This window comes from Phocoenobacter atlanticus subsp. cyclopteri (genome assembly GCF_018343795.1).
GTDB classification, from domain to species: domain Bacteria; phylum Pseudomonadota; class Gammaproteobacteria; order Enterobacterales; family Pasteurellaceae; genus Phocoenobacter; species Phocoenobacter atlanticus.
The window spans coordinates 2,234,950-2,261,547 of the sequence record NZ_CP074346.1 but is presented as its reverse complement, the minus strand read 5'-3'; the positions used below and the strand labels follow the sequence as shown (position 1 = coordinate 2,261,547).

Annotated in this window: 23 protein-coding genes, 3 tRNA genes and 2 pseudogenes; 8 read left to right on the top strand and 20 right to left on the bottom strand. The window is 33.7% G+C overall.

Annotated features, from left to right (window positions below):
• Positions 1–11: 11 nt before the first annotated feature.
• Entirely contained in the window at positions 12–1,211 is a 1,200-nt protein-coding gene (gene ftsW / locus KGI96_RS10890; protein ID WP_211598593.1) for a putative lipid II flippase FtsW, read from the bottom strand.
• Positions 1,204–2,511 (bottom strand): UDP-N-acetylmuramoyl-L-alanine--D-glutamate ligase, encoded by a 1,308-nt coding sequence (murD, locus tag KGI96_RS10885; protein ID WP_211598602.1) that lies wholly within the window; start codon positions 2,509–2,511, stop codon positions 1,204–1,206. The genes ftsW and murD overlap by 8 nt, the downstream gene beginning before the upstream one ends.
• Positions 2,512–2,653: 142 nt before the next feature.
• Between murD and KGI96_RS10880 the strand changes: the two genes are divergently transcribed.
• Positions 2,654–3,637 carry a DNA polymerase III subunit delta' gene (locus KGI96_RS10880; RefSeq protein ID WP_211598604.1) on the top strand — a complete coding sequence of 328 codons (984 nt, stop codon included), beginning with the start codon at positions 2,654–2,656 and terminating at the stop codon, positions 3,635–3,637.
• Between the two features lie 237 nt (positions 3,638–3,874).
• On the opposite strand, the gene KGI96_RS10875 is transcribed toward KGI96_RS10880, so the two are convergent.
• Both KGI96_RS10875 and ftsY read right to left on the bottom strand, forming a co-directional pair.
• Positions 3,875–4,339 (bottom strand): hypothetical protein, encoded by a 465-nt coding sequence (locus KGI96_RS10875; RefSeq protein WP_211598606.1) that lies wholly within the window; start codon positions 4,337–4,339, stop codon positions 3,875–3,877.
• A 312-nt stretch (positions 4,340–4,651) separates the two neighbouring features.
• Positions 4,652–5,812, bottom strand: coding sequence for a signal recognition particle-docking protein FtsY (gene ftsY / locus KGI96_RS10870; protein ID WP_211598608.1), 1,161 nt, complete (start codon positions 5,810–5,812; stop codon positions 4,652–4,654).
• Between the two features lie 69 nt (positions 5,813–5,881).
• Between ftsY and rsmD the strand changes: the two genes are divergently transcribed.
• Positions 5,882–6,475, top strand: a complete 594-nt coding sequence (rsmD, locus tag KGI96_RS10865) for a 16S rRNA (guanine(966)-N(2))-methyltransferase RsmD (RefSeq protein ID WP_211598610.1) — start codon at positions 5,882–5,884, stop codon at positions 6,473–6,475.
• Positions 6,476–6,531: 56 nt separating this feature from the next.
• Positions 6,532–7,896: a bifunctional UDP-N-acetylglucosamine diphosphorylase/glucosamine-1-phosphate N-acetyltransferase GlmU gene (gene glmU / locus KGI96_RS10860; RefSeq protein WP_211598612.1), complete on the top strand. Its 1,365-nt coding sequence runs from the start codon at positions 6,532–6,534 to the stop codon at positions 7,894–7,896.
• A gap of 91 nt (positions 7,897–7,987) precedes the next feature.
• Here glmU and KGI96_RS10855 read toward each other — a convergent pair whose 3' ends face one another.
• From KGI96_RS10855 to KGI96_RS10815, 9 genes are all read right to left on the bottom strand, one after another.
• Positions 7,988–12,136 carry an NACHT domain-containing protein gene (locus KGI96_RS10855; RefSeq protein WP_211598614.1) on the bottom strand — a complete coding sequence of 1,383 codons (4,149 nt, stop codon included), beginning with the start codon at positions 12,134–12,136 and terminating at the stop codon, positions 7,988–7,990.
• Between the two features lie 222 nt (positions 12,137–12,358).
• The gene (locus KGI96_RS10850) at positions 12,359–12,508 is read right to left on the bottom strand and encodes a hypothetical protein (RefSeq protein WP_211598616.1); all 150 of its coding nucleotides are present in this window, start codon (positions 12,506–12,508) and stop codon (positions 12,359–12,361) included.
• Positions 12,509–12,634: 126 nt separating this feature from the next.
• Entirely contained in the window at positions 12,635–12,976 is a 342-nt protein-coding gene (erpA, locus tag KGI96_RS10845) for an iron-sulfur cluster insertion protein ErpA (RefSeq protein WP_211598618.1), read from the bottom strand.
• 231 nt (positions 12,977–13,207) lie between these two features.
• Positions 13,208–13,843: a dTMP kinase gene (tmk, locus tag KGI96_RS10840; RefSeq protein ID WP_211598620.1), complete on the bottom strand. Its 636-nt coding sequence runs from the start codon at positions 13,841–13,843 to the stop codon at positions 13,208–13,210.
• Position 13,844: 1 nt separating this feature from the next.
• Entirely contained in the window at positions 13,845–14,858 is a 1,014-nt protein-coding gene (mltG, locus tag KGI96_RS10835; RefSeq protein WP_211598622.1) for an endolytic transglycosylase MltG, read from the bottom strand.
• Positions 14,859–14,947: 89 nt separating this feature from the next.
• Positions 14,948–15,023 (bottom strand) — tRNA-Lys (locus tag KGI96_RS10830).
• Positions 15,024–15,053: 30 nt separating this feature from the next.
• Positions 15,054–15,129 (bottom strand) — tRNA-Lys (locus KGI96_RS10825).
• A gap of 30 nt (positions 15,130–15,159) precedes the next feature.
• Positions 15,160–15,235, bottom strand: a tRNA-Lys gene (locus KGI96_RS10820).
• A 156-nt stretch (positions 15,236–15,391) separates the two neighbouring features.
• Positions 15,392–15,934, bottom strand: coding sequence for a YggT family protein (locus tag KGI96_RS10815; RefSeq protein WP_211598625.1), 543 nt, complete (start codon positions 15,932–15,934; stop codon positions 15,392–15,394).
• A gap of 115 nt (positions 15,935–16,049) precedes the next feature.
• Between KGI96_RS10815 and KGI96_RS10805 the strand changes: the two are divergent.
• Together KGI96_RS10805 and KGI96_RS10800 are read left to right on the top strand one after the other, a co-directional pair.
• Positions 16,050–16,861: pseudogene (locus KGI96_RS10805) on the top strand (DUF4184 family protein).
• A gap of 108 nt (positions 16,862–16,969) precedes the next feature.
• Positions 16,970–18,073 (top strand): ISAs1 family transposase, encoded by a 1,104-nt coding sequence (locus KGI96_RS10800; protein ID WP_213156405.1) that lies wholly within the window; start codon positions 16,970–16,972, stop codon positions 18,071–18,073.
• Positions 18,074–18,111: 38 nt separating this feature from the next.
• Here the strand turns inward: KGI96_RS10800 and trmB are convergent, their stop codons facing one another.
• The 4 genes from trmB to yceD all read right to left on the bottom strand — a co-directional run bounded on the left by trmB (position 18,112) and on the right by yceD (position 20,674).
• On the bottom strand, positions 18,112–18,858 hold the full coding sequence (gene trmB / locus KGI96_RS10795) for a tRNA (guanosine(46)-N7)-methyltransferase TrmB (RefSeq protein ID WP_249111400.1): 747 nt from the start codon (positions 18,856–18,858) through the stop codon (positions 18,112–18,114).
• A 22-nt stretch (positions 18,859–18,880) separates the two neighbouring features.
• Positions 18,881–19,834 (bottom strand): beta-ketoacyl-ACP synthase III, encoded by a 954-nt coding sequence (locus KGI96_RS10790; RefSeq protein ID WP_211597407.1) that lies wholly within the window; start codon positions 19,832–19,834, stop codon positions 18,881–18,883.
• Positions 19,835–19,969: 135 nt separating this feature from the next.
• The gene (gene rpmF / locus KGI96_RS10785; RefSeq protein ID WP_211597406.1) at positions 19,970–20,131 is read right to left on the bottom strand and encodes a 50S ribosomal protein L32; all 162 of its coding nucleotides are present in this window, start codon (positions 20,129–20,131) and stop codon (positions 19,970–19,972) included.
• 21 nt (positions 20,132–20,152) lie between these two features.
• Positions 20,153–20,674 carry a 23S rRNA accumulation protein YceD gene (yceD, locus tag KGI96_RS10780; RefSeq protein WP_211597405.1) on the bottom strand — a complete coding sequence of 174 codons (522 nt, stop codon included), beginning with the start codon at positions 20,672–20,674 and terminating at the stop codon, positions 20,153–20,155.
• 124 nt (positions 20,675–20,798) lie between these two features.
• On the opposite strand from yceD, the gene KGI96_RS10775 reads away from it, so the two are divergent.
• Positions 20,799–22,058 carry a paraquat-inducible protein A gene (locus KGI96_RS10775; protein ID WP_211597404.1) on the top strand — a complete coding sequence of 420 codons (1,260 nt, stop codon included), beginning with the start codon at positions 20,799–20,801 and terminating at the stop codon, positions 22,056–22,058.
• 55 nt (positions 22,059–22,113) lie between these two features.
• Here the strand turns inward: KGI96_RS10775 and KGI96_RS10770 are convergent.
• Positions 22,114–22,305, bottom strand: a pseudogene (locus tag KGI96_RS10770) (MltR family transcriptional regulator); the annotation flags it as partial.
• A 312-nt stretch (positions 22,306–22,617) separates the two neighbouring features.
• On the opposite strand from KGI96_RS10770, the gene KGI96_RS10765 reads away from it, so the two are divergent.
• Both KGI96_RS10765 and glmS read left to right on the top strand, forming a co-directional pair.
• On the top strand, positions 22,618–23,382 hold the full coding sequence (locus KGI96_RS10765; RefSeq protein WP_211597403.1) for a DeoR/GlpR family DNA-binding transcription regulator: 765 nt from the start codon (positions 22,618–22,620) through the stop codon (positions 23,380–23,382).
• 34 nt (positions 23,383–23,416) lie between these two features.
• Entirely contained in the window at positions 23,417–25,252 is a 1,836-nt protein-coding gene (glmS, locus tag KGI96_RS10760) for a glutamine--fructose-6-phosphate transaminase (isomerizing) (protein WP_211597402.1), read from the top strand.
• 64 nt (positions 25,253–25,316) lie between these two features.
• On the opposite strand, the gene grxD is transcribed toward glmS, so the two are convergent.
• Together grxD and cysZ are read right to left on the bottom strand one after the other, a co-directional pair.
• Positions 25,317–25,643, bottom strand: coding sequence for a Grx4 family monothiol glutaredoxin (grxD, locus tag KGI96_RS10755; RefSeq protein WP_211597401.1), 327 nt, complete (start codon positions 25,641–25,643; stop codon positions 25,317–25,319).
• A gap of 87 nt (positions 25,644–25,730) precedes the next feature.
• Positions 25,731–26,549 (bottom strand): sulfate transporter CysZ, encoded by an 819-nt coding sequence (gene cysZ / locus KGI96_RS10750; protein ID WP_211597400.1) that lies wholly within the window; start codon positions 26,547–26,549, stop codon positions 25,731–25,733.
• Between the last annotated feature and the right edge of the window lie 49 nt (positions 26,550–26,598).

The window sequence follows — 26,598 nt, the reverse complement described above, 5'->3', positions numbered from 1 at the left end:
TTGCAAAATTTTTACTCAATCCTACCGCTTTCTTCATTTTTATTTAGATTTTCAGATTGTAAATTTGCTAAGCGATTTTCATAATCAATTCTTAATAAAATCGCAATCGCAATAGACATAATAATCAAACTCGAGCCACCGTAACTCACAAGAGGAAAGGTTAATCCTTTAGTTGGAAGTAAACCTGAAGCCACTCCTAAATTAACAAAGCTTTGTAAAAAAATCCAAATTCCAATACCAAAACTAAAAAAGCCTTTAAAACGCTCTTCTAATAACAATGACTCTCGACTAATTTTTAACGCTCTTAAAGAGAGTAAAACAAATAATAAGGTAATACTTAAAATACCAATAAAGCCTAATTCTTCTCCAACAACAGCCATAATAAAGTCAGTATGGGCCTCTGGTAAATAGCCTAATTTTTGAACTGAATTACCCAACCCTTTGCCAAATAATTCACCTTGTCCAAATGCCATTTGTGAATTGGTTAATTGGAAACCATCACCATAAGCATCTGCCCAAGGATCTAAAAAAGTTTTTACTCGCTTTAAACGATATTCAGAGGTTAAAACAAAAAATAAGAAAAGACCACCACCTGTAATACCTAAAAACAAAAATTGAAAAATTCTTGCACCAACAATAAATAGCATTGCAAAAGTGAGAACAAAAATAACAACAGTACTTCCTAAGTCTGGCTGTAAAATCAATAAACTGCCAAATAAACTTAAAATGATCATTGGTCGTACAAAGCTCATCATTCTATTTCGCATTTCATCAAATTTTCTTACATAAAACCCTGCAAAATAACAAATAATGGCTAACTTCGCTAACTCCGCAGGTTGGAAGTTCATCATTCCCAAACGAATCCAACGTGTTGCACCATTCACGTTATGCCCAACAAATAACACGCCAATTAATAATGCAAGAGCAATAAAAAACAATCCTATATTGTATTTTTCCCATTTTTGAATTGGAATTTGAATAAAGAAAAATAAAATACATAACGAAATAAAAATATAAACCACATCTCGTAATGCAAAATAAATAGGATCATTTTTTAATCTTAATCCAGCAGGAATAGAGGCAGAGGTCACGACTATAAATCCAAAAACCAATAATGCAAAAAATAACCACATTAATGTGCGATCATATAATACATTTTGAGGAGTAAGTTCAAACCATATTTTCTTATCTTTTGCCAACTGTTCACTCATTATCTAACTCTCCTAATGCTAATTTTATAAATGTCTCTCCCCTTACTTCAAAATTAGGAAATTGATCTAAACTAGCACAAGCGGGTGATAATAGAACCCTATCATTTTGTTTTAATTGTGGACGAATTCTTTTTATTGCTTCTTCCATTGTGTCTACCACCAGACTATTAGGTGTAAGTTCTGCTAGTTTATTACTATCTTTTCCAAAGCAATAACATACAATATTTGATTTATTGATAAAAGGTTTTAATTCTGAAAAATCTGCACCTTTACCATCACCACCGAGTAATAAGTAACATTTTTGTTGTATCTCTAACCCATTTAATGCGGCGACAGTACTTCCTACATTGGTTGCTTTAGAATCGTTAATCCAAAGAATGCCATCATTAGTTGGTACTAATTGAAAGCGATGTGCTAATCCAGTATAACTTTGCAACGCTCTTACAATTCCATTTTTAGGGATATTAGCCGCTTCCGCAAGTGCAATAGAAGCAAGGGCATTTAACATATTATGACGCCCTGTTATTTTTAACTTATCCACTGAAATAATGGTTTCATCGCCAGAATATAACTGTTCATCTCTCAATGAATATCTAGCATTATTTTCTGCAAAATCTATCAAAGAAGTGACCGCTTGCTCAGGATACGTTTGTGTGTCTTCTGCATTTACGATCACATTTTCAGCATTATTATAAATTCGTAATTTAGCTAAACGATAATCATCTAACGTCACATAACGATCCATATGATCTTCACTAATATTTAATACTGTCGCAGCTTTTGCTTTAAGTGAAAAAGTTGTTTCTAATTGAAAACTAGATAATTCTAATACATATAATTCATAATCTTGTTTTAATAAGGTTAGAGCTGGTACACCAATATTCCCGCCCATACCAACTTTTAACCCTGCTTGTTTTGCCATTTCAGTCGTTAATGCGGTGACGGTACTTTTACCATTAGACCCCGTAATCGCAATAATGGGTGCTATTGCTTCACGACAAAATAATTCAATATCACCAACAACTTCAATGCCAGCTTTTAATACCTGCTGAATTTCAGGTGTCGCTAATGCCAACCCAGGGCTTATTACCACTAAATCAGAGCTTAATAACCAATCTAAATTTAAACTGCCTATATGTAATGCTACATTTTGTGGTAATTGATCAATACCTGCAGGTTCTTCACGAGTATCAATCACTCGTAATTGTACTTTTTTATCTAAAAAATAATCAACACAAGAAAGCCCTGTTTTACCTAATCCAACAATAGTAACTCTTTTTCCTTGATAACAAGTTTGCATAAATTTACGATCCTAAAATGGTAAAAAAATCTTTTCAATTATCGCATAAATAACCTTATAAGCGGTAAGATTTATATAAAAATTTGCAAAAAAAGCCATTAAGTGTTGAAATATACCTATAATTTTTTCTAAAAACATATTTATGAAACTCTATCCTTGGCAATATAATTTATACCAGCAATTAAGCAATGCATTCCTACAAAATCACCAACATCACGCCTTACTTTTTAAAACAGAAATAGGGTTAGGAACAGATGTACTTATTCGCCATTTTGCTCATTGGCTACTATGTCATCATCCACAGGGAGAACAACCTTGTTATCAATGTAAAAGTTGCCTTCTAGTCGAAAGTCAAAACCATCCTGATTTCCATATTTTACAATCTATGGAAAATAAAGAAATCGGTATTGATCAAATTCGAGAATTGAATAGTCAATTACAACAATTTGCACAACAAGATGGTAATATTGTCATTTATATTGCAGATACAGATAAACTCAATGAATCCAGTGCCAATGCATTACTAAAAACCTTAGAAGAACCTCATAATAACGTTTATTTTTTATTAAAAGCACCGTTACAGTCCACTGTTCTTGCCACTATTCAAAGTCGTTGCCAACAATGGGTTATCTATGCACCTGAAAGTACTTTATCATTGCAATGGCTACAAAATATTTATCCACAAAAAGAGAGGGAAGAATTAAGTACTGCACTGCGATTGTGTCACCATCGTCCACTTTTTTGCAAAAAATTTATTGAAACTGACCGCTTATCACAGCGTAAAACCTTTTTACAAAATTTCTGGCGATTTTATAAAAGTAAAAATATTCTATTGTTATTAAAAAGTTTTGATAAAGAGAAAGAAAATATATCAGAACAACTCGATTGGCTGTCATCATTCTTTAGTGATGCTCTTAAAGCCCAAATGAATATTGCCACCAACTGGACAAATCCTGATTTACAAAAAGGTATTTTAATTTTTGGACAACAAATTACTGCCCAAAAATTATTAAAAGGACATAAAATTATTCAACAAACCCAGCAAAATCTTTATATCAATGGCGTAAATTTAGAATTGATGTTACTTGATGGTTTAACTAAACTTGTTTTAGAGGTTTTTGAATAAATTCTCTTGCAATCTAAGGGATTTTTTAAAGATCACACTATTCCCTAAAGGATACTTAACGCTATTTACCTACTCATTTCTTAATATTTTGATATATTATTTATTAAAATTTGTGTTTCTATAAAAGAAATAAGCTTTATGTATCTTTTATGGTACAAGCTATTAGCTATCACTAGTTTATATAAAAAAAACCTACTTAATTAAGTAGGGTTTTATAAAAGTATTTACTCAGGTAACTTATTTTGTACCATCTGTTGCTTTAATTACTTCTTGAGTTTCAGTTGCTTTGTTCATAACTGTATCTGTTGCTTCTGTAGCTTTCGTCATAGCTACATCTTTAACTTCAGTTGCTTTGTTCATAACTGCATCTGTTGCTTCTGTAGCTTTCGTCATAGCTACATCTTTAACTTCAGTTGCTTTGTTCATAACTGTATCTGTTGCTTCTGTAGCTTTCGCCATAGCTGCATCTTTAACTTCAGTGGCTTTTGCAACTGCTGCATCTTTAACTTCAACAGCCTTTTCAACAACTGCATTTTTAACTTCAGTTGTTTTATCCATTGCTGAATCTTTAACTTCAGTTGCTTTTTCTACTACTGAACTTTTTGCCTCTGTAACAGATGCTTTTAATTCTTCAGCTTTATCACAAGCAGTTAAAGTAACTGCTGAACCCAGTATTAATGCACTTAATAGCATTTTTTTCATAGAGATGACTCCTAATTGTTTATCTCAAAATAATTCATTCTGTCTTGAACGAAAGTAAAATTGTCTCATACTTTTAAATAATAGTAAAGAAATCTTCCATTATGTAGCAGGGCAAGAGCATTATAAATTTTAAAGTAATAAATAAACAATTTGTATGATGTTTGCTCACTTAAATTTATGAAATATAGTTTATATAAATGTACTATTATCAATATTACTTAATGAAGAACAAAATACATACAATTAATGAGAGTTTTTTAAATTATAATGCTCTTGCCCTGCATTATGTAGTGTTTAGTAATATGTAAGGAATTAGCTTTTTTCATTACTAAATAATGCGTCAATAAATTCATCTGCATCAAATTGACGCAAATCTTCAATACTCTCTCCAACACCAATAAATCGTATTGGAATATTAAATTGATCCGCAATGGAGAAAATAACGCCCCCCTTTGCTGTTCCATCTAATTTAGTGAGAGAGATGCCTGTTAGACCAACGGCATCATTAAAAAGTTTCGTCTGGCTGATGGCATTTTGTCCAGTTGAAGCGTCAAGTGTTAGCATAATTTCGTGTGGTGCAGTTTCATCATATTTACGTATCACTCGGACAATTTTTTTCAATTCGTCCATTAAATTATCTTTATTTTGTAAACGCCCTGCGGTATCAGCCAATAAAATATCAATACCTTTGGCATTGGCTGATTGCATCGCATCATAAATCACAGATGCAGAATCTGAACCCGTAGATTGTGCCACAACAGGAATCTGGTTACGTTCACCCCAAACTTGTAGTTGTTCCACCGCAGCCGCACGAAAAGTATCGCCCGCAGCAAGCATTACAGATTTACCTTCGTCTTTAAATTTGCGCGCTAATTTCCCAATAGTGGTGGTTTTTCCTACCCCATTAACCCCCACCATCAAAATTACATAAGGTTTTTTCGTTTCATCAATAACCAAAGGCTGTGCCACAGGTTTTAGTACATCAGCCAATTCGATTTTTAATTGCTGATAAAGTAATTCTGCCTCTTTCAATTCTTTCTTAGATGTATGCTGAATTAAATTATTAATGATTTTTGTAGTAGTTGGCATACCTAAATCGGCAATTAATAGTTTTTCTTCTAACTCTTCAAACAGTTCATCATCAATTTTTTTACCTTGAAAAAACCTCAAAAATCCCGAACCAATATTTTGTTTTGTTTTTACTAATCCATTGATAAGACGATTGAAAAAGCCATCTTGAGTTGGTTTTTTTTGATAATTATCGACAATTTCAGGTTGCAATTCAGCTGTTACTTCGACGCCAGATTGATGAATAGCGGTAACATTTTGTTCATTTTTTGCAAATTTTTCATCACAAGTAACCGCTTGTTCTTCAACTTGTCCTTCTGTTTCTTGTTCTGCGATAATTTGCTGTTCATTAGTTTGTTGTTTATCACCAAATAGTGATGACCAGAATCCTTTTTTCTTCGCCATATTTTGTTCTCTTTATAATTGATATAGAATATATCCTTATATTCTACTTTATTTTGAGTACCTTTTGTTATGAAAAAACCACAAAATTCAACCAAATCTCGTCAAATGGGCGAAGTAAGGATTATTTCAGGGCTATGGCGAGGCAGAAAATTACCTGTTTTAAATGCCGAAGGATTAAGACCAACCACCGATCGTGTTAAGGAAACCGTCTTTAATTGGTTGATGAATGATGTGGCAAACGCACGTTGTTTAGATTGCTTTGCGGGAAGTGGTTCACTCGGATTAGAAGCTCTTTCTCGTCAGGCACAAGCGGTCACATTTTTAGAAAAATTTGCAAAAGCGTCACAACAATTAAAAAATAATTTAGCGTTGCTTAAAACAGATAAAGGAAAAGTGATCAATACCGATACCTTACAATTTCTTGCTCAAAAAAATAATGAATTGCCCTATGATCTGATTTTTATCGATCCCCCTTTTAATAAAGGTTTTGTACCACAAGTGTTGGATCTATTGATTAAAAATAACTATATTGCACCAAATGGACTGATTTATGTAGAAACGGAAAAAAATCATACCGCTTTAGTATTACCAGAAACGTGGCAAATTCTCAAAGAAAAAACCTTTGGGCAAGTGACCAGTCGTCTTATTCAAGTTTGCGATTAAGTGTCGCTTTCTTTACAATACGTAAAAATTAATTTAATTATTTATAAGGATTTTCAATGACTCAACTTAGTGTTGTAATTTTAGCCGCAGGCAAAGGCACTCGTATGTATTCTGACTTACCAAAGGTGTTGCACAAAGTAGCCGGCAAACCGATGGTTAAACACGTGATTGATACCGCAAAATCATTAGAAGTGGACAATATTCATTTGATTTATGGACACGGTGGCGAGTTAATGCAACAAGTGTTAAAAGACGAGCCAATAAATTGGGTGCTACAAACCGAGCAACTCGGTACAGGACACGCAATGCAACAGGCTGCACCGTTTTTCAACGATGATGAAAATATCGTGATGCTTTACGGCGATGCACCTTTGATTACCAAAGAAACTTTGCAAAAATTGATTGCTCAAAAACCACAAGATGGCATTGCGTTGTTAACTGTAGGGCTTGATAATCCAACTGGTTACGGACGTATTTTGCGTGATCAAGGTTCGGTAGTGGGTATTGTGGAACAAAAAGATGCAAACCCAGAGCAATTGGCAATCAAAGAAGTGAATACGGGCGTAATGGTAGCGAGCGGTAAGAGTTTTAAACAATGGTTGGCTCGTTTAGATAATAACAACGTTCAACAAGAATATTACATCACCGATATTATCGCTTTTGCAAATCAAGATGGCTTTAAAGTTCAAGCCGTGCAAGCGGACGAATTTATGGAAGTGGAAGGAGCGAATAACCGTTTACAACTGGCAGCCTTAGAGCGTTTTTACCAACAAAAACAAGCAGAAAAACTTATGCTGGGTGGCGTACGAGTGATTGATCCTGCAAGAATTGACGTGCGTGGCACAGTGCAACACGGTAAAGATGTTGAAATTGATGTGAACGTGATTTTTGAAGATAATGTTACCTTAGGAAATAATGTGAAGGTCGGTGCGGGCTGTGTTTTAACAAATTGTCAAATTGGCGATAATGTAGAAATCAAACCTTATTCTGTGATTGAAAATGCGGTTGTGGGGCAAAAAGCCATTATCGGACCTTTCTCTCGTTTACGCCCAGGGGCTGATCTTGCCGCTGAAACTCACGTTGGAAACTTTGTTGAAATCAAAAATTCAAAAGTGGGTAAAGGCTCAAAAGTCAATCACTTAAGCTATGTGGGTGATGCTGAAATCGGCGAAACCTGTAATATCGGTGCAGGTGTAATTACTTGTAATTATGACGGTGCAAATAAATTTAAAACCATTATCGGCGATGATGTTTTTGTCGGTTCAGATTGTCAATTAGTTGCTCCTGTAACCATTGAAAATGGTGCGACCATTGGTGCTGGTGCGACTATTACTAAAAATGTTGCAGAAAAAGAGCTTGTAATCACACGAGTTGCTCAAAGACATATTCAAGGGTGGAAACGTCCGACTAAGAAGAAATAAGGTTAATTTAGGCACAAAACATGCTTGACTGGTTAATAGTTAAGCATGGTTATTCAATAGATGTTGATGATAATATTATATAAGTAAACTACTAATTAATAAAAAAGTAATCATTTCCTGTGATAATACCATTTTCTAAATAATACACGCCTGATATCGTGAGACGATTTTTTGTGTGCGTTACCATATCGTGCATTGCTACTTTTTCAGAAAGAACAGTCCAAATGATACGACAATCTAGTAATTTTTCTAATATCATTAATTCATCAAACCGTATCAATAAATTATTCTTACTATTTCCATAAAGACCAGCATCAAATAAGACTACTTCATTATTTTGATTAAGCCAAGAACCTGCGTAAATATCATGACTTAACTCTAATGTTTTATAAATTAACTCAGAAGGTACATAAACTTCAGTAGCTAATCGAGAGTTTTTTATTCCTTCCATTATGTAGTTATTACTGCAAGAGTGAGCCTTACCAATAATTTGTTTATTATGAGTAATGTTCTGCCAGTTACTATGACTATAATAATTATTGTTATACACAGAAAATAAAGGAGACCAATAATACTCACCATAAAAAATATTATTATAATGTTCCACAGGTTGTGGCATCCAGTTGTTCATAAAACTTTTATTTTGAATATTTCTTATAATATTTTCAAAATCTTTATTATGTACTAAACAGGCTTGAACCCTATACCAAAGGTTTTGATAACCATTACAACTATTATCGTCTAACTGGCGTGGATTATAATCAACATAACGCTGTAATGAACACCATTGAGCATTATCATATTCTAGGGATAATAATTCCCTAATATTAATTAAATTATTTTTAGAAATTGTCCATTTTTCATAATCATTATCCCAGTCATCATAATCGGGGGTATGGATCATACGCTTATCATTACTAGGTGGAATAAATGAAGGATCTATATCTCGTAAACAAGGCTCGACAGAACCGTTGTACCATATTTGTTGTGGATTACTACCGTAGCGAGAGCTTGGAGCAATCATTTTTATATTATCAGATACTCTAGCCATTGCTTCATACATTGCAATCCATTGATATTTTTTCCCTATGCGTTCAATAGTATTACGTGATCTATCGTTACTGATAGAATATCTGTCAAACTTGCCGTGTAATTCAGGATTATATCCGTATTTTTCAAAAATCAGTTGTATTGCATAATTACTGAGTAAATTAATATCAACTTGACCTTTCCAATTTCTGAACTTGGCTTCAAAAGTATAACGACCAAAATCTCCATAACCACACATTCCACGACCATATTCTGTTGCCATAGAGTGAAATATTATATCAATGGAGCGATAATATTCTGGGGAAGTATCCTTGTTGTAATTATTAAATTGAGTATCAATATCATCATTACTAGGTAGTGATTTTGGAAATGAACTACTGTACGGTGGATGAATTAAATCATTTTCATCATCTGTTAATGTGATGATTGAGTGCAAATGAGCATATTCAACAATATTTTTTGCGTAATCTCGTACTAATATATTTGGGTATATTTCATCTTTTGAAAAAAAATTGTTGAGTAAAAAAGTACAGATTTCTTGTAACTGTACTGTCTTTTGAGAAGACAGTACAGCACCATAGCTAGCAGCAAATACTCGCTCTACAATGTACGGATCATTAACACTACTAAATCGTTTCAAAATATCGCTAGCCACAGATAAGTGATTTTGTAGTAATCGAGCAAGAGCAATTGTGATATCATCTCTTAGAGCAATATTGGTAGTAGATAATGCCCATGACAATGCAGTGGCAAGTAAAAAACGGCTATTATCCGATAGACTATCTGAAAAACTACGATTTTTACCCCAAAGAATAATGTTTTGTAAGGCATCAATATTTTCAAAACCCCTATTAATTTCTATTGTCCAAAAAGAATCTCGTTCTGCTAATGAAAATTTTGATAGCCATAAATGTAATTTTTCTGCATTAAGTGGATGATTTTCCTTGCCAGCAACTTGATAATTAAGGTTGAGGAAATGTCTCAATAAGTAGTGATTACTGTGAGAGATAGCCCCATTTATAAATAGTCTATTTTTATCAAGACTAAAGTTATCATTATTACGCCAATAAAGACTTTCAATAAATAAATCGACAATATCAAAAGAATAATTTATGCTTTTTAAGTCTATAACTTCATAGAGTTCAAAACCATATTTTATGGGAATAAGAAATGATAAAACACCTACAACACCTGAAGATAATATTCTATCCTTATATAGTAAATTGTTGTATAATAGTTCCAAATTATTTTTGAAATCTTTTTTTGTTGTAAGTGTTTCACAAATATATTGTGCAGTCAGATAATCAAGAAAGCGTTCAAATGTAAAATGCAGATATTCTGTATCTGTTGCATTATCCATTTGAGCAGTTAATAAGTTTTCTGCAAGTAATTCTTGCAAAAATATATCGGCACTTATTATGGCACTGTAATTTTGATTAATAATATTAGTAGTGTCTAAATAATTAATGGAATGTCCATTACCCATAAATATTGCTTCAGCAATATCATTAAGTACTTTTGATACTAAGTTAAGATTTACTCTATATCCTAATTTTTCAGATATTTTTTTATTGATTGTTTTAAAATATTCTCTAAATACTTCACTAATTAATAATGAAGATACTTCTTTGGGAGTACTTTTTCTATACTCACAATATATTTTAAGGAATAAAGGGTTAGAAAATTCATTAATGAGCAAGGGTTCTGTTGGTAAAGGGATTTGATGGTAATTAAAGAAGAACTCTGTAGCATCTACAATATTTGAGGAAAGCCCCATATGTTCTATCAACATAATACGCTTTGTTTCAATATCTCTTTGTATATTTGCTAATATATTTTGTTTGTATTCAGAGCGAATTGATAAAACAAGACCAACCCAAGGGTATTTGGAGAATTTAGCTATAAAACTAGCTAGTGTATCTTTCCAAAAATGACAACCTTTACCTTCATTAAGTGCATCAATTATAAATAACACTCTTTCTTGTTGTGCTTGTCCAATGGTATTCAATATACCTAAAAATTCATCTTCATTACAGCACAATCTTAATTCATCTTTTAATATCTGAGTCCAAGGGTGTGTTTCATTGGTAAAACGTTGACCAAGCAAGAAAACACACTTTTTGTTATTTTTGATAAGATTATTTGCAATATCACCAAGTAGATGTGATTTGCCAATGCCAGCTTTTCCATGAATAATGAGATATGGATTATCAGCTAAATAATAACACTTTTGAGTAATATCATATATAGCTTTTCCTAATTCATCTAATAAACTATCTATTCTATAATTTTCGTCTATGATATATTTGGATGTTAATAATGGCAGTATTTGATCAAATATATCTTGTAAAGAATTTTCTATTTTTAAAATATCCAATTCTGTAGGATTATTTTCAGATATTGTTATCCAGAAATCTTGAAGCTGTTGTAGTCCAACTTCAACCTTGTTCACAATCTGATTTTTTGTGTTGAACTGCTTACTTTGTAATTCACTATAAATTTTGTTTAGTATTTTAAAGGTTTCTTGTAGATAATTAAAAATATCATCACAGAATTTTGAATTTTTTATCATAAAATCAAAATATGATGCAATTTCGTGATTTTCAAAATTTAACTCAGTACTATATCTTGCTCCTAAGTTTTTTATGGATCCATTTACTTGCTCATTAAACCAATTATTTGAAAATTCATCACACCCAAACCAAAATTTTGTTACTCCTGTATTATATTCTTTTTGTAATTCACTATTGAGTTCAAAGGCTCCCCAATATTCAATTTCTAGAGTAATACCTTTATCATCAGCTATTTTCTTACATTTATTAACAAAATGGTGCCATCTATCTTGTAAATATTGTTTGCCTTCTATTCTCGGATCTTGCTTATCAATGGGGCAACATACATAGTATTTTTTTAGATTTGGGTGTTTATCAATAACCGTTTTAAAAGATTTTTCAATTTGATCAAATTGACTGTTTTGAATGTCAAAAAAATATTTTGCTTGCCAGCCAAACTCATCTCCATTTGGAAAAGTTAAATATGATTCAACTCCACCATCAGGTGCTTTTACTCGTACATATTTATTTTGTGTATTTGGAGCAAATTTATTGTGTGCGATTTGGCATACTAACTCTTCAAAGGCAGACTGTTGAGAGCCTTCATACGATCTTATTTTTTTCCAATCTATAGACATGCTTGTTATTAAGAGTTAAGTTTGTTTTATTGCATTATATTTGCTATGTAAGGTTAATATCAAGTATTTAGCATTACTTTCCTCCTAATCAGCTACAATACTTTCTTTTTCGTATTCTAATTCTTTCCTGTATAGTTAGGGGTAATTATTTATCTATGAGCTTATTGTTCGCCATTGTATTTCTTGCGGTAGCCACCACCTTTGGCATTTACAACCAATTAATTATTTGTAGCAAATTTGCAGCAATGAACGCTCAAAACCAATATTCGCCATTTTCTTTTGTAGTTCATCAGCGGTGATTGAATAACTTTTAGGAATTTGGCGTAATACTTCTAAATGGAATTGCACTGTGGTTGGCTTTTCAATTGCCATTTTAATTACTCTTGATCTCTGAAGTCCTAGTGAAGAGCTATTTTATAATAGTTATCACTCTTTGAAAAAATCCAGAAATTACAGTAAAAATCAATATTTATACAACTTTAAAATGATTTTACTTAATCAAACAGTAAATGACGATCCACAACCACAAGTGGAACTTGCATTTGGATTATTAACAACAAAACGAGAACCTTCTAACCCTTCAATATAATCAACTGTTCCACCAATTAAATATTGTAAGCTCATTGGATCGACAACTAATCCAACATTTTGATTTTCAATCGTTAAATCACCTTCGTTTACTACTTCGTCAAAAGTAAAACCATACTGGAAGCCACTGCAACCTCCACCTGTAATATAAACTCGCAAGCGGAGGTTTGGATTCTCTTCCCCCTCGATTAGACTCTTTACTTTAGCCGCAGCTGCATCTGTAAAGATCAGAGGAACATTGATATCACTCATAAAAAACCCCACTAAATTAAAAAAATAGTGGGGTATTATCTACTAATTAACCACTTCAATCAACTTGTTTAATTAGATTTAAAGGAATATAAACAGGGTAACCATAGACTTTTAACTATTGAGTTTTATAAATGAATAGCAATAATACTCCCTAACCTTCCTCCGCTCGCGGAAGGAGGCTAGGAGGGGGGGTATAAATTTCAAGTATGATTAGCCTAGCAATATCATCTTTTACTTTTCGGTCTGAGCTAACCACTTCTCAACAACCGTTCTAATTTCTTCTGAAACCTTTTCTAAGCACTGTTCTGCATTAATTTTTATTGCTTTAGGGTTTTGTTCTACTAATTCCAAGTAACGTTTTCGAGTACGATAAAAAAAATCGATATGTTGTTGCTCTATCCGATCGAGTTCGCCACGTCCTTTTGCTCTCTCTAAACCAATTTTAGGATCAAGATCCAAATAAAGCGTTAAATCGGGTTCAAACTCACCTAAAATGGCATTTTTGATTGTATTGAGCAATGGTTCACTTAATCCTCGCCCACCACCTTGATAGGCTAAAGTAGACATATTATGACGGTCACCTACAACCCATATTCCATTGTCTAATGCAGGTTGAATAATGGTTTCTACTAATTGTGTTCTTGACGCATAAAGCATTAATAATTCTGCTTTATCTGTCGTATATTCTCCTTCAACACCTTCTTTCCAAATTCGGCGTAATGCTTCAGCAATAGGCGTTCCACCGGGTTCACGAGTAGTAATAAACTGAATATTATGTTTTTGTAAGCTATCTATGAAAATTTGCTGTGCATTACTTTTTCCTGCACCTTCCAAACCTTCAATAACAATAAATTTTCCCTTTAACATTTTAATTTCCTTTCTTGGATCTTAACCATTTTAGATATTCTTGCACTGCTTGATTATGTTCTTTAAGTGTACGACTAAATTTATGCCCACCCGTTCCATCTGCCACAAAATACAGATAAGTAGTAGTATCGGGATGAGCAACCGCATTAATTGCTGCTTCGCTTGGCATTGCAACAGGTGTTGGAGGCAAGCCTTCTATCACGTAGGTATTATAAGCTGTTGGTTTTCGTAAATCTCTTTTTGTAATGTTGCCTTTATATTTATCTCCCATTCCATAGATAACGGTTGGGTCGGTTTGTAAACGCATTTTTAAACGTAATCGATTAACAAAAACGGAGGCAATTTGAGGTCGTTCCTCTGCTTTGGCTGTTTCTTTGTCTATGATAGAAGCAAGAATTAACATTTCATAGGCTGATTTAAGTGGTAAATTTTCATCCCTATTATTCCAAGCATTATCCAAGATAGTTTTTTGTCTTTTATAAAGGCGTTGTAATAATGCCAGATCCGTTGAATAAGGAATATAATTATAGGTATTTGGAGCAAACCATCCTTCTAATTTAGAATGTGGAATGCCTAATAATTTAGCAATTTCTTCTTCTGATTTTCCTTTTAGCGTTTGTTTTAAAAACGAGGCTTGTTTAATTGTTTCTAACCAATCTTTAAATGTTTTTCCAGAAATAAAACGCAACGAAAGTTGAACTTGTTGATAGCCCGTTATTTGCTCTAATAATTGACCTAATGTTGTTACCTTATCAAGAGAAAATACCCCTGCTTTAAAATCTTTAAATTTAGGGTCGAAGCGAATAATATAAGGTAATAAAAATGATTTCTTAACAATATGTTGCTGGCTAAGTAAGGTGGCTAATTGTTTACTAGAAGTGCCTCTCTCAATAATTAAAAATTGCTGAGGTTTACTTTCAATAGGTTGATTAATAATTTGAAAATAACGATAGCTTACTAATGAGACTAAGCAAATAGGAAGCAAAAATAAAATAAATATAATTTTTTTTAACATAACTAAAATGGAAGAATAAATAAATTGATGTAACTATACCAAAAAGCGGTACGATTTTAAGATTTTTTTGCAAATTTAAGAAAATTAAATGGTGGGGCATGAAGGATTCGAACCTTCGACAAATGGATTAAAAGTCCACTGCTCTACCAACTGAGCTAATGCCCCTTATTAAACTACTAATATAGGGTACGTGAATGGTGGGGCATGAAGGATTCGAACCTTCGACAAATGGATTAAAAGTCCACTGCTCTACCAACTGAGCTAATGCCCCTTATTAAACTACTAATATAGGGTACGTGAATGGTGGGGCATGAAGGATTCGAACCTTCGACAAATGGATTAAAAGTCCACTGCTCTACCAACTGAGCTAATGCCCCATCACTATTCAACGAGGGGTAATCATACTGATTTTAAAAATCTAATCAACCCCTTTTTTTAAAATTTTTACATAATTATAGATTAACTGGATAGTTTCCACTCGATTTTGTAAATTTTCATAATAATCCTACCGCTTACTTGGTCATTTAGTAAACTTATGCAATTGCCCAAAGCCCACCTAAATGACTATACAAAAATTGGTTTAATGCTAATAAAATAAATGCCAATACCATTACAGAAAAATCAAGCATTCCTGTTTTTGGAAGAAAACGGCGAATTAAACCCAATACGGGTTCTGTAATTTGTGCTACGGTATAATCTAAAGGATGATTACCTTGTGTGACCCAACTCATTAATGCTCGAATTAATGTAGTAAAAAATAAAATTTGTCCAAAAGTTTTTAACACACTTAATAAACCAATCAACACCGCTGTGGTAATAGAAATAGTGTCAATAAAGAAAAAATAAAAGAGTGTTACTATCACAATCGCAATCAAAATAGCGGCGACATTAATATTTCCACGTAGATTAGGAATAACCTTGCTTACTGGATTAACCAAAGGCTGAGTTAAACGAAGAAGAGACTGAGAGATGGGTAGCTGAGGGCTAACTCTACAAAACTCCAACCACGCTCGTAAGATAAGAACAAAACTAAAAAAACTAATCACAATGTTCAAAAGACTAATAATAAATTCCATAAATTTAACCACGCTATAAATTGATATAATATAATCCGTTCAGATTGACATAACTTACACTTTTTGTAAATAGTTTGAATGAACTAACCGCTATTCCAAGCATAATATAAGCGGTATGATCCTATCAAAAATTTACAATTTTGTATTATCTTTTTTTTCTGATACACTTTCGATATCAATTATTCATATTATAAAATCAAATGCCATTTACTTTTCACATCCTGCGATTGTGCTACCGCTAAAAAATATTTTAGGGCGTCACGTTTCATTAATTGCTCTGATTATTGGTAGTTTAACACCCGATTTTGAATATTTTTAAGAATGAAGATGTATGGCGAATATGGACACACATTTTATGGGGTACTAGGGTTTGATTTGCCTTTAGGTCTTATTTTATACCTTATTTTTCATCGCATTATAAAAAAACCATTGATAGAAAATTCTCCTCGATTTATTCAAGGTCGTTTAGCCATATTTAAAAATGATGATGGGTTTGGCTACTTTAAACGACATTATTTTATTGTTATTTTTTCTATCATTATTGGGGCTTATTCACACTTATTTTGGGATCTATTTACTCATCATAATACTTGTTTGGTTAATTACTTTGAACTTCATCAAACTATTGCTAACACGACTATTCCTTTTTTCAAATTATTACAACATTTGAGCAGTGTTGTTGGGATGTTATTTATATTTAGTTACTTATTAATGATGAAACAAGCACCCTGCCAATATACTCAACCTAAATTAAGTTTCTGGTTTAAAATGATAATACTCGCAAGCAGTATCTTTATAATAAGAATATATTTTCTGCAAAATCTGACTCAATATGGGGATATTATCGTTAGTGGAATAGCATCAGGAATAGTTGCATTAATAATAGTGTGCTTAAATGAAAAGCTGAAAATAAAAAAATCGCCTTAAAAATGAAGGTGATTTTCTCTTATAACATACAGGGCAAGATCATACTTTAATTGAATATAACTTTAATTTATGATCAAATACTCCTTTATATATAAAAGGAGACATAAAATGGCATTTATTGAGCACTTTAATCAATTAGAAGATACTCGTTCACATATTAATAAAAAACATGACTTACTGGATATTATATTTCTAACAGTAACCGCCATTTTATCAGGGGCGGAAGGTTGGAAAGGTATTAAGTTATTTGGTGATGAAAAACTCCAGTGGTTACGTAAATTTAGGGCATTTGAAAATGGTATTCCAGTCGATGATACGATTGCTAGGATTGTAAGTTCCCTAGACCCACAAGAGTTAACTCATTGTTTTATGCGTTGGGTTAATGAAATACGAGAAGCCAATGGACAAAGTGTCATTGCATTTGATGGAAAAACACTTCGTCATTCCTTTGATGGTGATAGAAAGACAGCATTACATAGTGTTTCAGCCTATGCAACAGACCAGAAATTAGTGCTGAGTCAAAGTAAATCTAAAGGTAAAAAGAATGAAGTTGAAACGGTTTTAGAGTTGATTGAAATCTTAGAAATAAAAGGAAATATTGTTACTGCTGATGCTATGCATTGCTTGAAAAAAGTGACAAAAGCAATTGATAAAAAAGGCGGTGATTATGTCCTTCAAGTAAAAGATAATCAAAAAAAACTACTGCAAGAAATAGAAAGTTTTTATCATAAAACTCGTCGAGATACACCTGTTTTAATTGAACAAAATAAATTTGAACAGATTGATGGTGAACATGGGCGATTAGAAGAAAGAACCTATACACAATTAGCTGTAACTGACTGGTTAGAACAAACAAATGGTTGGTCAAATTTAAATTCAATTATAGAAGTTGTTAGAAAACGAACAATCAAAGAAAAAAAGAGTGAAGAAGTCTCTTATTATATAAGTTCTTTGCCTGTTGCACCTGAGATAGTAGCAAAAGCAATAAGAAGTCATTGGAGTATTGAAAACAGTTCACACTGGGTACTTGATGTGATTTTTAAAGAAGATGAATCAAGAATTCGTCGAGAAAATGCCCCTGAAAATATGGCGATATTTAGGCGTTTTGCGATGAATTTAGCTCGTTTAAGTCCAATCAAAGATAGTATGAAGAGTAAACTACAACGAGCTGGATGGTCAGATAAAATAAGAGAGCAACTTATATTTGGTTAATTATTGTTCAAGTATGATTTTGCCCTGTTATAACATATTTATTTTTTAATGAAATACAGATCCCACACTCCGTGCCCTAAATTTTTTCCTCGCTCTTCAAATTTGGTTAAAGGGCGAAAATCTGGACGTGGAATATAATCATTAGTAGGGGATTGATTTTCTAGCTCTGTATCAAACTGTTGCAATACTTCCAACATATGCTCTGCATAATTCTGCCAATCCGTAGCAAAATGAATAAAGCCATTAGCGGTTAGTTTATGTAAGATTTTTACAATAAATTCTGATTGAACAATACGGCGTTTATGATGTTTTGTTTTATGCCAAGGATCCGGGAAATAGAGTTGTAAGCCTGCCAATGAGTGATCTGAAATACTATCTCGTAAAATTTCCGTTGCATCGTGACAGATCACACGTAAGTTTTTCACTTGCTTTTCCACCGCATAAGCAATACAAGCCCCCACACCCGGTGTATGAACTTCAATTCCAATATAATTTTTATCTGGATTTTGCTCTGCCATTTCAACTAAAGATTTACCCATTCCAAAACCAATTTCTAAAATAACAGGGTTATCATTTCCAAAAATAGTTTTAAAATCAAAAGGAGTGATTTGGTAATCTAACCCAAAGGTTGCCCAATTATTATTCATTGTGTTACGTTGATATTCGCTCATTCGCCCTGTACGCAGTACGAAGCTACGAACTTTACGTTTATAACGTCCATCTTCAGTAAACTCAGCCTGCTCCACTGTTTTACGTTTTTTATCTGCTAAAGTTTGTTGTGTCATTATCTATTCTATATCACTCAAATTAAAAACGAATTAAGGCTGAACCCCAAGTTAAACCACCACCAAATGCCTCTAATAATAGCGTTTGTCCACGTTGAATACGTCCATCTCGTACCGCTTCATCAAGAGCGGCAGGAATAGAGGCTGCTGATGTATTACCGTGACGATCTAAGGTTAAAACAACTTGATCTAACCCCATTTTTAATTTGCGTGCTGTGGCTGAAATAATACGTAAATTGGCTTGATGTGGAATTAACCAATCAATTTGATCCCGCTTTAACTGATTATATTCAAGGGTTTCTTCCACTACATTAGCCAATTCTCGAACCGCAATTTTAAAGGTATCATTGCCTTGCATTTCTACATAAGCTGGAGCACTTTCTAATACGCGAGCTTGATTTTCTAATGATAAAACATTGGCACTTTTACCTGTTGCGTGAAGATGGGTTGATAAAATCCCTGCTTCTTCCGATGCTTCTAAAATAACAGCCCCTGCCCCATCACCAAATAAAATAACTGTAGTACGATCTTCAGGATCTAACGCTCGAGAAAAGAGGTCTGAACCAATAACCAGTGCTTTTTTCACTTGTCCTGTTTTGATAAATTGATCTGCTACGCTTAATCCATACACAAAGCCTGAACACGCAGCCGCCAAATCAAAGCAAATTGCATCATCAATATCCAACATTTGCTGCACTTGGCACGCAGAACTTGGAAAAGCGTGGCTGGATGTAGTAGTTGCCACAATAATTAAGCCAATCTCATTAGGATCAATGTTCGCCATTTCCAATGATTTTTTTGCTGCTTCATAACCCATTGTGGCAACTGTTTCATTTTCTGCAGCAATACGACGCTCTTTAATGCCTGTGCGTTGCGTAATCCACTCATCAGAGGTTTCCACCATCTTTTCAAGTTCTGCATTAGTGCGTACCTGCGCAGGTAAATAGCTACCTGTTGCTAGAATTCTGCTATACATTTTGTTCTCTAAAATTTAAAACGATTAATTTTGGCAATTCTAACAAGAATTGCAAAGGCTTTCACTAATTTTTAAAAATAAAAAAAACGAGGACAAAAGCCCTCGTTTTCTCATTCTTAAAGTGGTTAAATTAAATTACTTAATTTTACGACCTTTGTAGAAACCATCTTCACTTACGTGATGACGTAAATGAGTTTCACCACGAGCATCTACTGATACTGCAGCAGTTGTTAATGCATCATGTGAACGACGCATACCACGTCTTGAACGAGTTTTTTTACTTTTTTGAACAGCCATTGGCTATACTCCTAATCTAGATTATTTTTTTAAGTTAGCTAATACGGCGAACGGATTTGGTTTTTCTTCTTCCTCGTCAGGAATTTCACCAAAAACCTGCTCCGCCACGGACACTTCACAGTGTTCATAATTATGTTTCGGGACTAGGGGTAAATTGAGAATAAATTCATCCACAATAGCATCTAGTAAATTTATTTCACCAAATTCATTTAATTCAAGTGGTTCATAAATTTCGGGCAAATTGTCCGCCTGATTCATATTAGATACTGGACTGAAACTAAACGTACAGTCGAGTACTTGTGAAAATGGGTTACCACAACGCTGACATTCTAACTCTACTTCAACATTTGCGGTGCCTTTCATCACCGTCAAACCTTGAGAATCAATATCAAGCGAAAGTGTAACTTGTGCATCACTTTGCACATTACCAACAAGTTCATCCAAACGACCTAAAGCATCTTTTAGAAAAAAACCTTTGTAGTCCATACGATGCTGTGCATCTTTTTTAGGATTAATTGTTAGGGGTAGTTTTACCTTTTTCATAGGGTGAAGATATTACAGATAGAAACTAAAATAGTCAAAGGGAAAATTGTATTTTTTAAAACTTACTTGCAAAACTCATTATATTATAGACAATAGTCTTAATTATTCCGAATAAAAAACACGAATGAAACAAGACTTAACTTACTTACAACGTTGCAAAGAGTGTGATATCACAGTAAAAATTGCAAAAACTGACCATAATCATACCGCTTATTGCCCGAATTGTAATAAAGTGTTACATCAAGGACATAGCTGGAAGCTCATTAAATGCACAATTATTGCTATCTCTATTCTTATTTTACTTCCTTTTGCATTAACCTTTCCCCTAATGCGTATTGATTTATTAGGAATGCCAGTCTATGCCTCTTTTTGGGGAGGCATTTGGAAAATGGCTGTTTCTGGCTATGCGATTACTGCCTTTATGGTACTTATCTGTGCTGTGATTATGCCTTGCCTTTTTGCCTCACTGGTTGTTACATTAGCAATACAACGTTTATTAAAACAACGCCCCAAATATACATTACTGCTACTAACCAAAATTCAACCCTGGGTAATGCTAGATGTTTATTTTGTTGCTTTAGCTGTAGCTGCATTTAAAGTACACGAATATGCAGATTTACATTTTGATATTTATCTCTCTGCTTTTGTTATCACAACCCTACTAACTACACTATTATTTATCAAAATCAATCCTCAACAATTATGGTCTGATTTTTATCCTGAATATCATACCCTACCTCCAGATCACCCTTGTTCACCCACACTTTGTGCCGAATGCGAATATACCTTTGATGAAAACATCATTGACTTAAAAGGACGATTACGCTGCCCACGTTGTGAAAGTAAATTAACTATTTCTGATAGTATAAAATTACAACGAGTGTGGGCAACACTAGTTGCTGGTACTATAATGCTTATTCCAGCAAATATTTTACCTATTTCAATCACCAATTCGGCAGGATCAATTTCTGCAGACTCTCTTATTTCGGGCGTTCTACTATTTATAGAAATGGGAAGCTACTTAGTCGCAATGATTGTTTTTGTTGCGAGTATCCTAGTCCCTTTCAGTAAAATTATCATTATCACTTATTTATTATTGGCGATTCACTATCGTTTTAAACACAATATTCACTTTCAATTAAAGCTATTGCACTATGTTCATTTTGTAGGACGCTGGTCTATGTTAGATTTATTTGTGCTTGCTTTAATGATGTCGCTCGTAGAACGAGGACAAATCATCAGTTTTTCTGTCGGCAGTGCTGCTGTATTCTTTGGTGCCGCCGTCTTTTTAACAATGATTTCATCATCAAATTTAGATGCCAAAATGTTATGGAAAATACACAAGAAACATAAAGAACAAAATAAGCGGGTAGATGTTGAATAGAATTTGTAAAACAATGAGGCTATTTGATGAGTAATTATTTATTATAAAGGGATTACTCTTTTAATCCGATAAAAAGATTAATATCCTCACAAACATCTGTTGAAATAGCACCCAAACTCACTAACACTTTTATCCTTACTGGTAATTCAGCAAGTGGTCCTTGACGTTCAAAAAGCGAATTAACCACAGATTCAACCACAAAATCTTTTTTACGAAAAACAGGGTTAATCAATTGCTCAACGCCCTGAGAAAAATGTTTGATATCGTGAGAATTTTATAAAAGAGAATGTATCATTTCGTGAGAAAATGAAGTTTATAAACTTGTTATTTCGTGATCTTATTGATTTTATTATATTTAATAGGTATAGAATTAACATAATTGAGATATTGTTAGATTAAGTAAGGAAAGTAAAAATATCACTACTTGAAGCATAGTACTCTACTTTTTATACTGCCCATCATCTTATTTTTACAAATCACCACAAAAATCTTACCGCTTATCTCTTTTTTATTATATAATTACGAAACGAAACTTAATCAAATCGAATCAAAACATTTTATGTCAAAACGAAATACCCAACAACGTCGTCATTTAATTGCTACTCTTGTTCAAGAACAAGGGGAAGTGAGTGTGGAACAGTTATCAGAACAGTTTGAAACCTCAGAAGTAACAATTCGCAAGGACTTAACAATACTTGAAGAGAGTGGGCTATTGTTACGCCGTTATGGTGGGGCAATTAAAATGCCGTCTGAATTTATTGATGAGCAACATATTGAAGATGTTTCGAAACAAAAGAAAGCGATTGCAAAATTGGCAGTAAGTTGTATTCGTGAGCATAATCGTATCATTATTGATAGTGGTAGTACGACAGGGGCATTGGTTCCTTATTTGAATCAAGTAGGGTTAGTTGTGATGACAAATTCTCTTGCACTTGCCTCAGAATTAACCGCTTTGGAAATTGAGCCAACGGTATTGATGACAGGGGGAACGTGGGATTCTCGTTCGGAATCTTTTCAAGGAAAAGTGGCAGAAACCGCATTGCGATCCTATGATTTTGACCAGTTATTTATTGGTGCTGATGGGTTGGATTTGGCAAGGGGGACGACAACTTTTAATGAGTTAGTTGGGTTGAGTCAGGTTATGGCAGACGTATCTCGTGAAGTGAATGTGATGATTGAGTCTCACAAAATGGCAAGAAAAATGCCTAATGTGGAATTAGATTGGGATCATATTGATCGTGTGATTACCGATAATCAAATTGATTTAGAAATTAAGAAGGCATTGGAACAAAAAGGTATTGACGTTCTGATTGCTGAAATTTAGTCATTTTAAATTTATATAAAAGGAAAATAGAATAATGTGTGGAATAGTAGGTGCAGTAGCACAGCGTGATGTGGCAGACATTTTAGTTGATGGGTTACACCGTTTAGAATATCGTGGTTATGACTCGGCAGGTGTTGCTGTGCTGAATGCGACAACCAAAGAGATGCAAGTGGTTCGCCGAGTGGGTAAAGTCAAAGAATTAGAAAATGCTGTTGCTGAAAGTAATGTTATTGGTGGAACAGGTATTGCACACACACGTTGGGCGACCCACGGTGAGCCAAGTGAAACCAATGCTCACCCTCACGTTAGTGGTAAAATTGCGGTGGTTCACAACGGTATTATTGAAAACTACGAAGAATTACGTGAAGAATTAAAAGCGAAAGGCTATGAATTTTTATCACAAACGGATACCGAAGTGATCGCTCATTTAGTGGAATGGGAACTACGTACCTCTGAAACCTTATTAGACGCTGTGAAAAAAACTGTCAAACAGTTGCGTGGGGCTTACGGCACTGTGGTGATGAACCAAGATGAACCAGAACATTTAATCGTGGCTCGTTCAGGTAGTCCATTAGTGATCGGCTTAGGTGTTGGCGAGAATTTTATCGCTTCAGATCCTTTGGCATTATTAAGTGTTACCCACCGTTTTATTTACTTAGAAGAAGGCGATGTGGCTGAGATTACACGTAAAACAGTGGATATTTTTGATAGCGAAGATAAGCCTGTGCAACGTGAAATTCACGAATCACAATTTGAACACGATGCGGCGGATAAAGGGCAGTATCGTCACTATATGCAAAAAGAAATTTTTGAACAGCCAGTTGCGATTATCAATACCCTTGAAGGTCGTATTACCAATGGTAAAGTGAATATTGACGCAATGGGCAAAGATGTCGATAAAATCTTAGAGAAAGTAGAGCATATCCAAATCGTCGCGTGTGGTACGTCTTATAACGCTGGAATGGTGGCTCGCTACTGGTTTGAGTCTATTGCGGGCGTAAGTTGTGATGTAGAAATCGCCTCTGAATTCCGTTATCGCAAATTTGTCACTCGTCCAAATAGCTTATTAGTTACCCTTTCACAATCAGGGGAAACCGCAGATACCTTGGCAGCATTACGTTTAGCACAAGAATCAGGCTTTATGTCTTCAATGGCGATTTGTAACGTGGCAAGTTCATCATTAGTGCGTGAATCTGATTTTGCCTTTATGACAAAAGCGGGCGTGGAAATTGGCGTTGCCTCAACCAAAGCCTTTACAACTCAATTAACCTGTTTATTATTATTAACCGCTGCGATCGGACGCTTAAAAGGTAACCTTTCAGAGCAAGAAGAGAAACAAATTGTGCAATCTTTACAACGCTTACCCGCACAAATTGAAAGTGCGTTAGTGTTTGACAAAGAAATTGAAAAATTATCACAAGATTTCGCCGAAAAACACCATACTCTATTCTTAGGACGTGGTGAGTTTTACCCTATCGCAATGGAATCTGCGTTAAAATTAAAAGAGATTTCTTATATTCACGCAGAAGCGTATGCCGCAGGCGAATTAAAACACGGTCCGTTAGCTTTAATTGATAGCGATATGCCAGTAGTGGTAATTGCTCCTGAAAATGATTTATTAGAAAAAGTAAAATCGAATATTGAAGAAGTGAGTGCCAGAGGCGGACAGCTTTATATCTTTGCGGATAAAGATGCTGGTTTTACGGATTCAGATAATTTCAAAACGTTAGTAATGCCAAAAGTCGATCAGGTTACGGCACCGATTTTCTACACCGTGCCATTACAATTATTGTCTTATCACATCGCCTTAATTAAAGGCACTGATGTTGATCAACCTCGTAATTTAGCAAAAGCAGTAACGGTTGAGTAATATAATTTATGTAATTAAAAACCCCTATTCTTTTGTAAAGTAATAGGGGTTATAAATACTAAAATTAAGCTGGATTTTCTTCAGTCGCTTCTTTTAATAGTTTTTGAAGCTCACCTTTTTGATACATTTCTAAAATAATATCACAACCACCTACTAATTCACCTTTAACCCAAAGTTGTGGAAAAGTTGGCCATTGTGCATATTTTGGTAATTCTGAACGAATATCAGGATTAGTTAAAATATCTACATATCCAAAAGGAACTTTGCATCCCATCAATGCTTCTACTGCTCGAGCAGAAAAACCACAAGAAGGAAATTTTGGTGATCCTTTCATATAAATAAGAACAGGATTTTCTGTAATTTGTTTTTTGATTTTCTCTATTGTTTCCATTATAAGCCTCTAATCTAAATATAGGAGAGTATTTTAGCAAATTTTAATTAAGATCGCACCGCTTATCCTGTTTAATTAAATAGCATTTTATATTTTATTTATAAATTTACTCTTTTTTCTATCATAAAACTCCCCTAAATCACTATTTAAAAAGAAAGTACGGTATTCTTGTGTCCACATTGCAGTTGCACCACACACAGCAACAGGCATAATAACTAAATTAATTACTGGAATTAACGTGGCAATGCTTATCAGTGTACCAAAAGTTAAGTTCATTACTTTATGTTCAGATAATGCTTTTTGCATTCTAATAAAGCTAATTTTATGATTATCAAAAGGATAGTCACAATATTGAATTGCAACTAACCAACATCCCAATATAAATAATAATATAGGGATCACCGTTTGTCCTAAAAGAGGTACAAAGCCTAATGTAAATAAAATAACTAATCGAGGAAGTGCATACATCATTTTTTGCCATTCGCGTTTAAGCATTCTTGGAATGTCTTTTAATATGTCGGCAAAAGAAGTATCTAATAACAGTTCCCCCGTTAATTGAAGTTCCACTTTTTCTGCCAATAGACCATTAAAAGGCGCTGCAATAAAATTGGCTAGTGTTGTGAAAGTAAAATAGAAAAAGAGCATTAAACCCAAAATTGCAATAGGGATCAATATCACTGTTATCCAATCTAACCAGCTAGGCATAAAGCTTACAAGAGAATTTAACCAATCATTAAGGTTAACAATAAATAACCATACTAAACCTATAATCAGCGTAATATTAATCAGTAATGGAAACAAAATAAAAGGAAGTAATTTTCGCTGAAAAATCAAACGCCATCCAAAAGTAAAATAATAAATCCCCGCCTCAAACTGATTTTGAGAAGGTGGAGGTAATAAAATCATAATATTTTTCCTTATATTTTTAAAATATTCTTAGAAATATGGTAAGCTA

Excerpts from the sequence above, each read along its gene's own strand:
- ftsW (WP_211598593.1), bottom strand. The coding sequence starts at position 1,211 with ATGAGTGAACAGTTGGCAAAAGATAAGAAAATATGGTTTGAACTTACT.
- murD (WP_211598602.1), bottom strand. The coding sequence starts at position 2,511 with ATGCAAACTTGTTATCAAGGAAAAAGAGTTACTATTGTTGGATTAGGT.
- KGI96_RS10880 (WP_211598604.1), top strand. The coding sequence starts at position 2,654 with ATGAAACTCTATCCTTGGCAATATAATTTATACCAGCAATTAAGCAAT.
- KGI96_RS10875 (WP_211598606.1), bottom strand. The coding sequence starts at position 4,339 with ATGAAAAAAATGCTATTAAGTGCATTAATACTGGGTTCAGCAGTTACT.
- ftsY (WP_211598608.1), bottom strand. The coding sequence starts at position 5,812 with ATGGCGAAGAAAAAAGGATTCTGGTCATCACTATTTGGTGATAAACAA.
- rsmD (WP_211598610.1), top strand. The coding sequence starts at position 5,882 with ATGAAAAAACCACAAAATTCAACCAAATCTCGTCAAATGGGCGAAGTA.
- glmU (WP_211598612.1), top strand. The coding sequence starts at position 6,532 with ATGACTCAACTTAGTGTTGTAATTTTAGCCGCAGGCAAAGGCACTCGT.
- KGI96_RS10855 (WP_211598614.1), bottom strand. The coding sequence starts at position 12,136 with ATGTCTATAGATTGGAAAAAAATAAGATCGTATGAAGGCTCTCAACAG.
- KGI96_RS10850 (WP_211598616.1), bottom strand. The coding sequence starts at position 12,508 with ATGGCAATTGAAAAGCCAACCACAGTGCAATTCCATTTAGAAGTATTA.
- erpA (WP_211598618.1), bottom strand. The coding sequence starts at position 12,976 with ATGAGTGATATCAATGTTCCTCTGATCTTTACAGATGCAGCTGCGGCT.
- tmk (WP_211598620.1), bottom strand. The coding sequence starts at position 13,843 with ATGTTAAAGGGAAAATTTATTGTTATTGAAGGTTTGGAAGGTGCAGGA.
- mltG (WP_211598622.1), bottom strand. The coding sequence starts at position 14,858 with ATGTTAAAAAAAATTATATTTATTTTATTTTTGCTTCCTATTTGCTTA.
- KGI96_RS10815 (WP_211598625.1), bottom strand. The coding sequence starts at position 15,934 with ATGGAATTTATTATTAGTCTTTTGAACATTGTGATTAGTTTTTTTAGT.
- KGI96_RS10800 (WP_213156405.1), top strand. The coding sequence starts at position 16,970 with ATGGCATTTATTGAGCACTTTAATCAATTAGAAGATACTCGTTCACAT.
- trmB (WP_249111400.1), bottom strand. The coding sequence starts at position 18,858 with ATGACACAACAAACTTTAGCAGATAAAAAACGTAAAACAGTGGAGCAG.
- KGI96_RS10790 (WP_211597407.1), bottom strand. The coding sequence starts at position 19,834 with ATGTATAGCAGAATTCTAGCAACAGGTAGCTATTTACCTGCGCAGGTA.
- rpmF (WP_211597406.1), bottom strand. The coding sequence starts at position 20,131 with ATGGCTGTTCAAAAAAGTAAAAAAACTCGTTCAAGACGTGGTATGCGT.
- yceD (WP_211597405.1), bottom strand. The coding sequence starts at position 20,674 with ATGAAAAAGGTAAAACTACCCCTAACAATTAATCCTAAAAAAGATGCA.
- KGI96_RS10775 (WP_211597404.1), top strand. The coding sequence starts at position 20,799 with ATGAAACAAGACTTAACTTACTTACAACGTTGCAAAGAGTGTGATATC.
- KGI96_RS10765 (WP_211597403.1), top strand. The coding sequence starts at position 22,618 with ATGTCAAAACGAAATACCCAACAACGTCGTCATTTAATTGCTACTCTT.
- glmS (WP_211597402.1), top strand. The coding sequence starts at position 23,417 with ATGTGTGGAATAGTAGGTGCAGTAGCACAGCGTGATGTGGCAGACATT.
- grxD (WP_211597401.1), bottom strand. The coding sequence starts at position 25,643 with ATGGAAACAATAGAGAAAATCAAAAAACAAATTACAGAAAATCCTGTT.
- cysZ (WP_211597400.1), bottom strand. The coding sequence starts at position 26,549 with ATGATTTTATTACCTCCACCTTCTCAAAATCAGTTTGAGGCGGGGATT.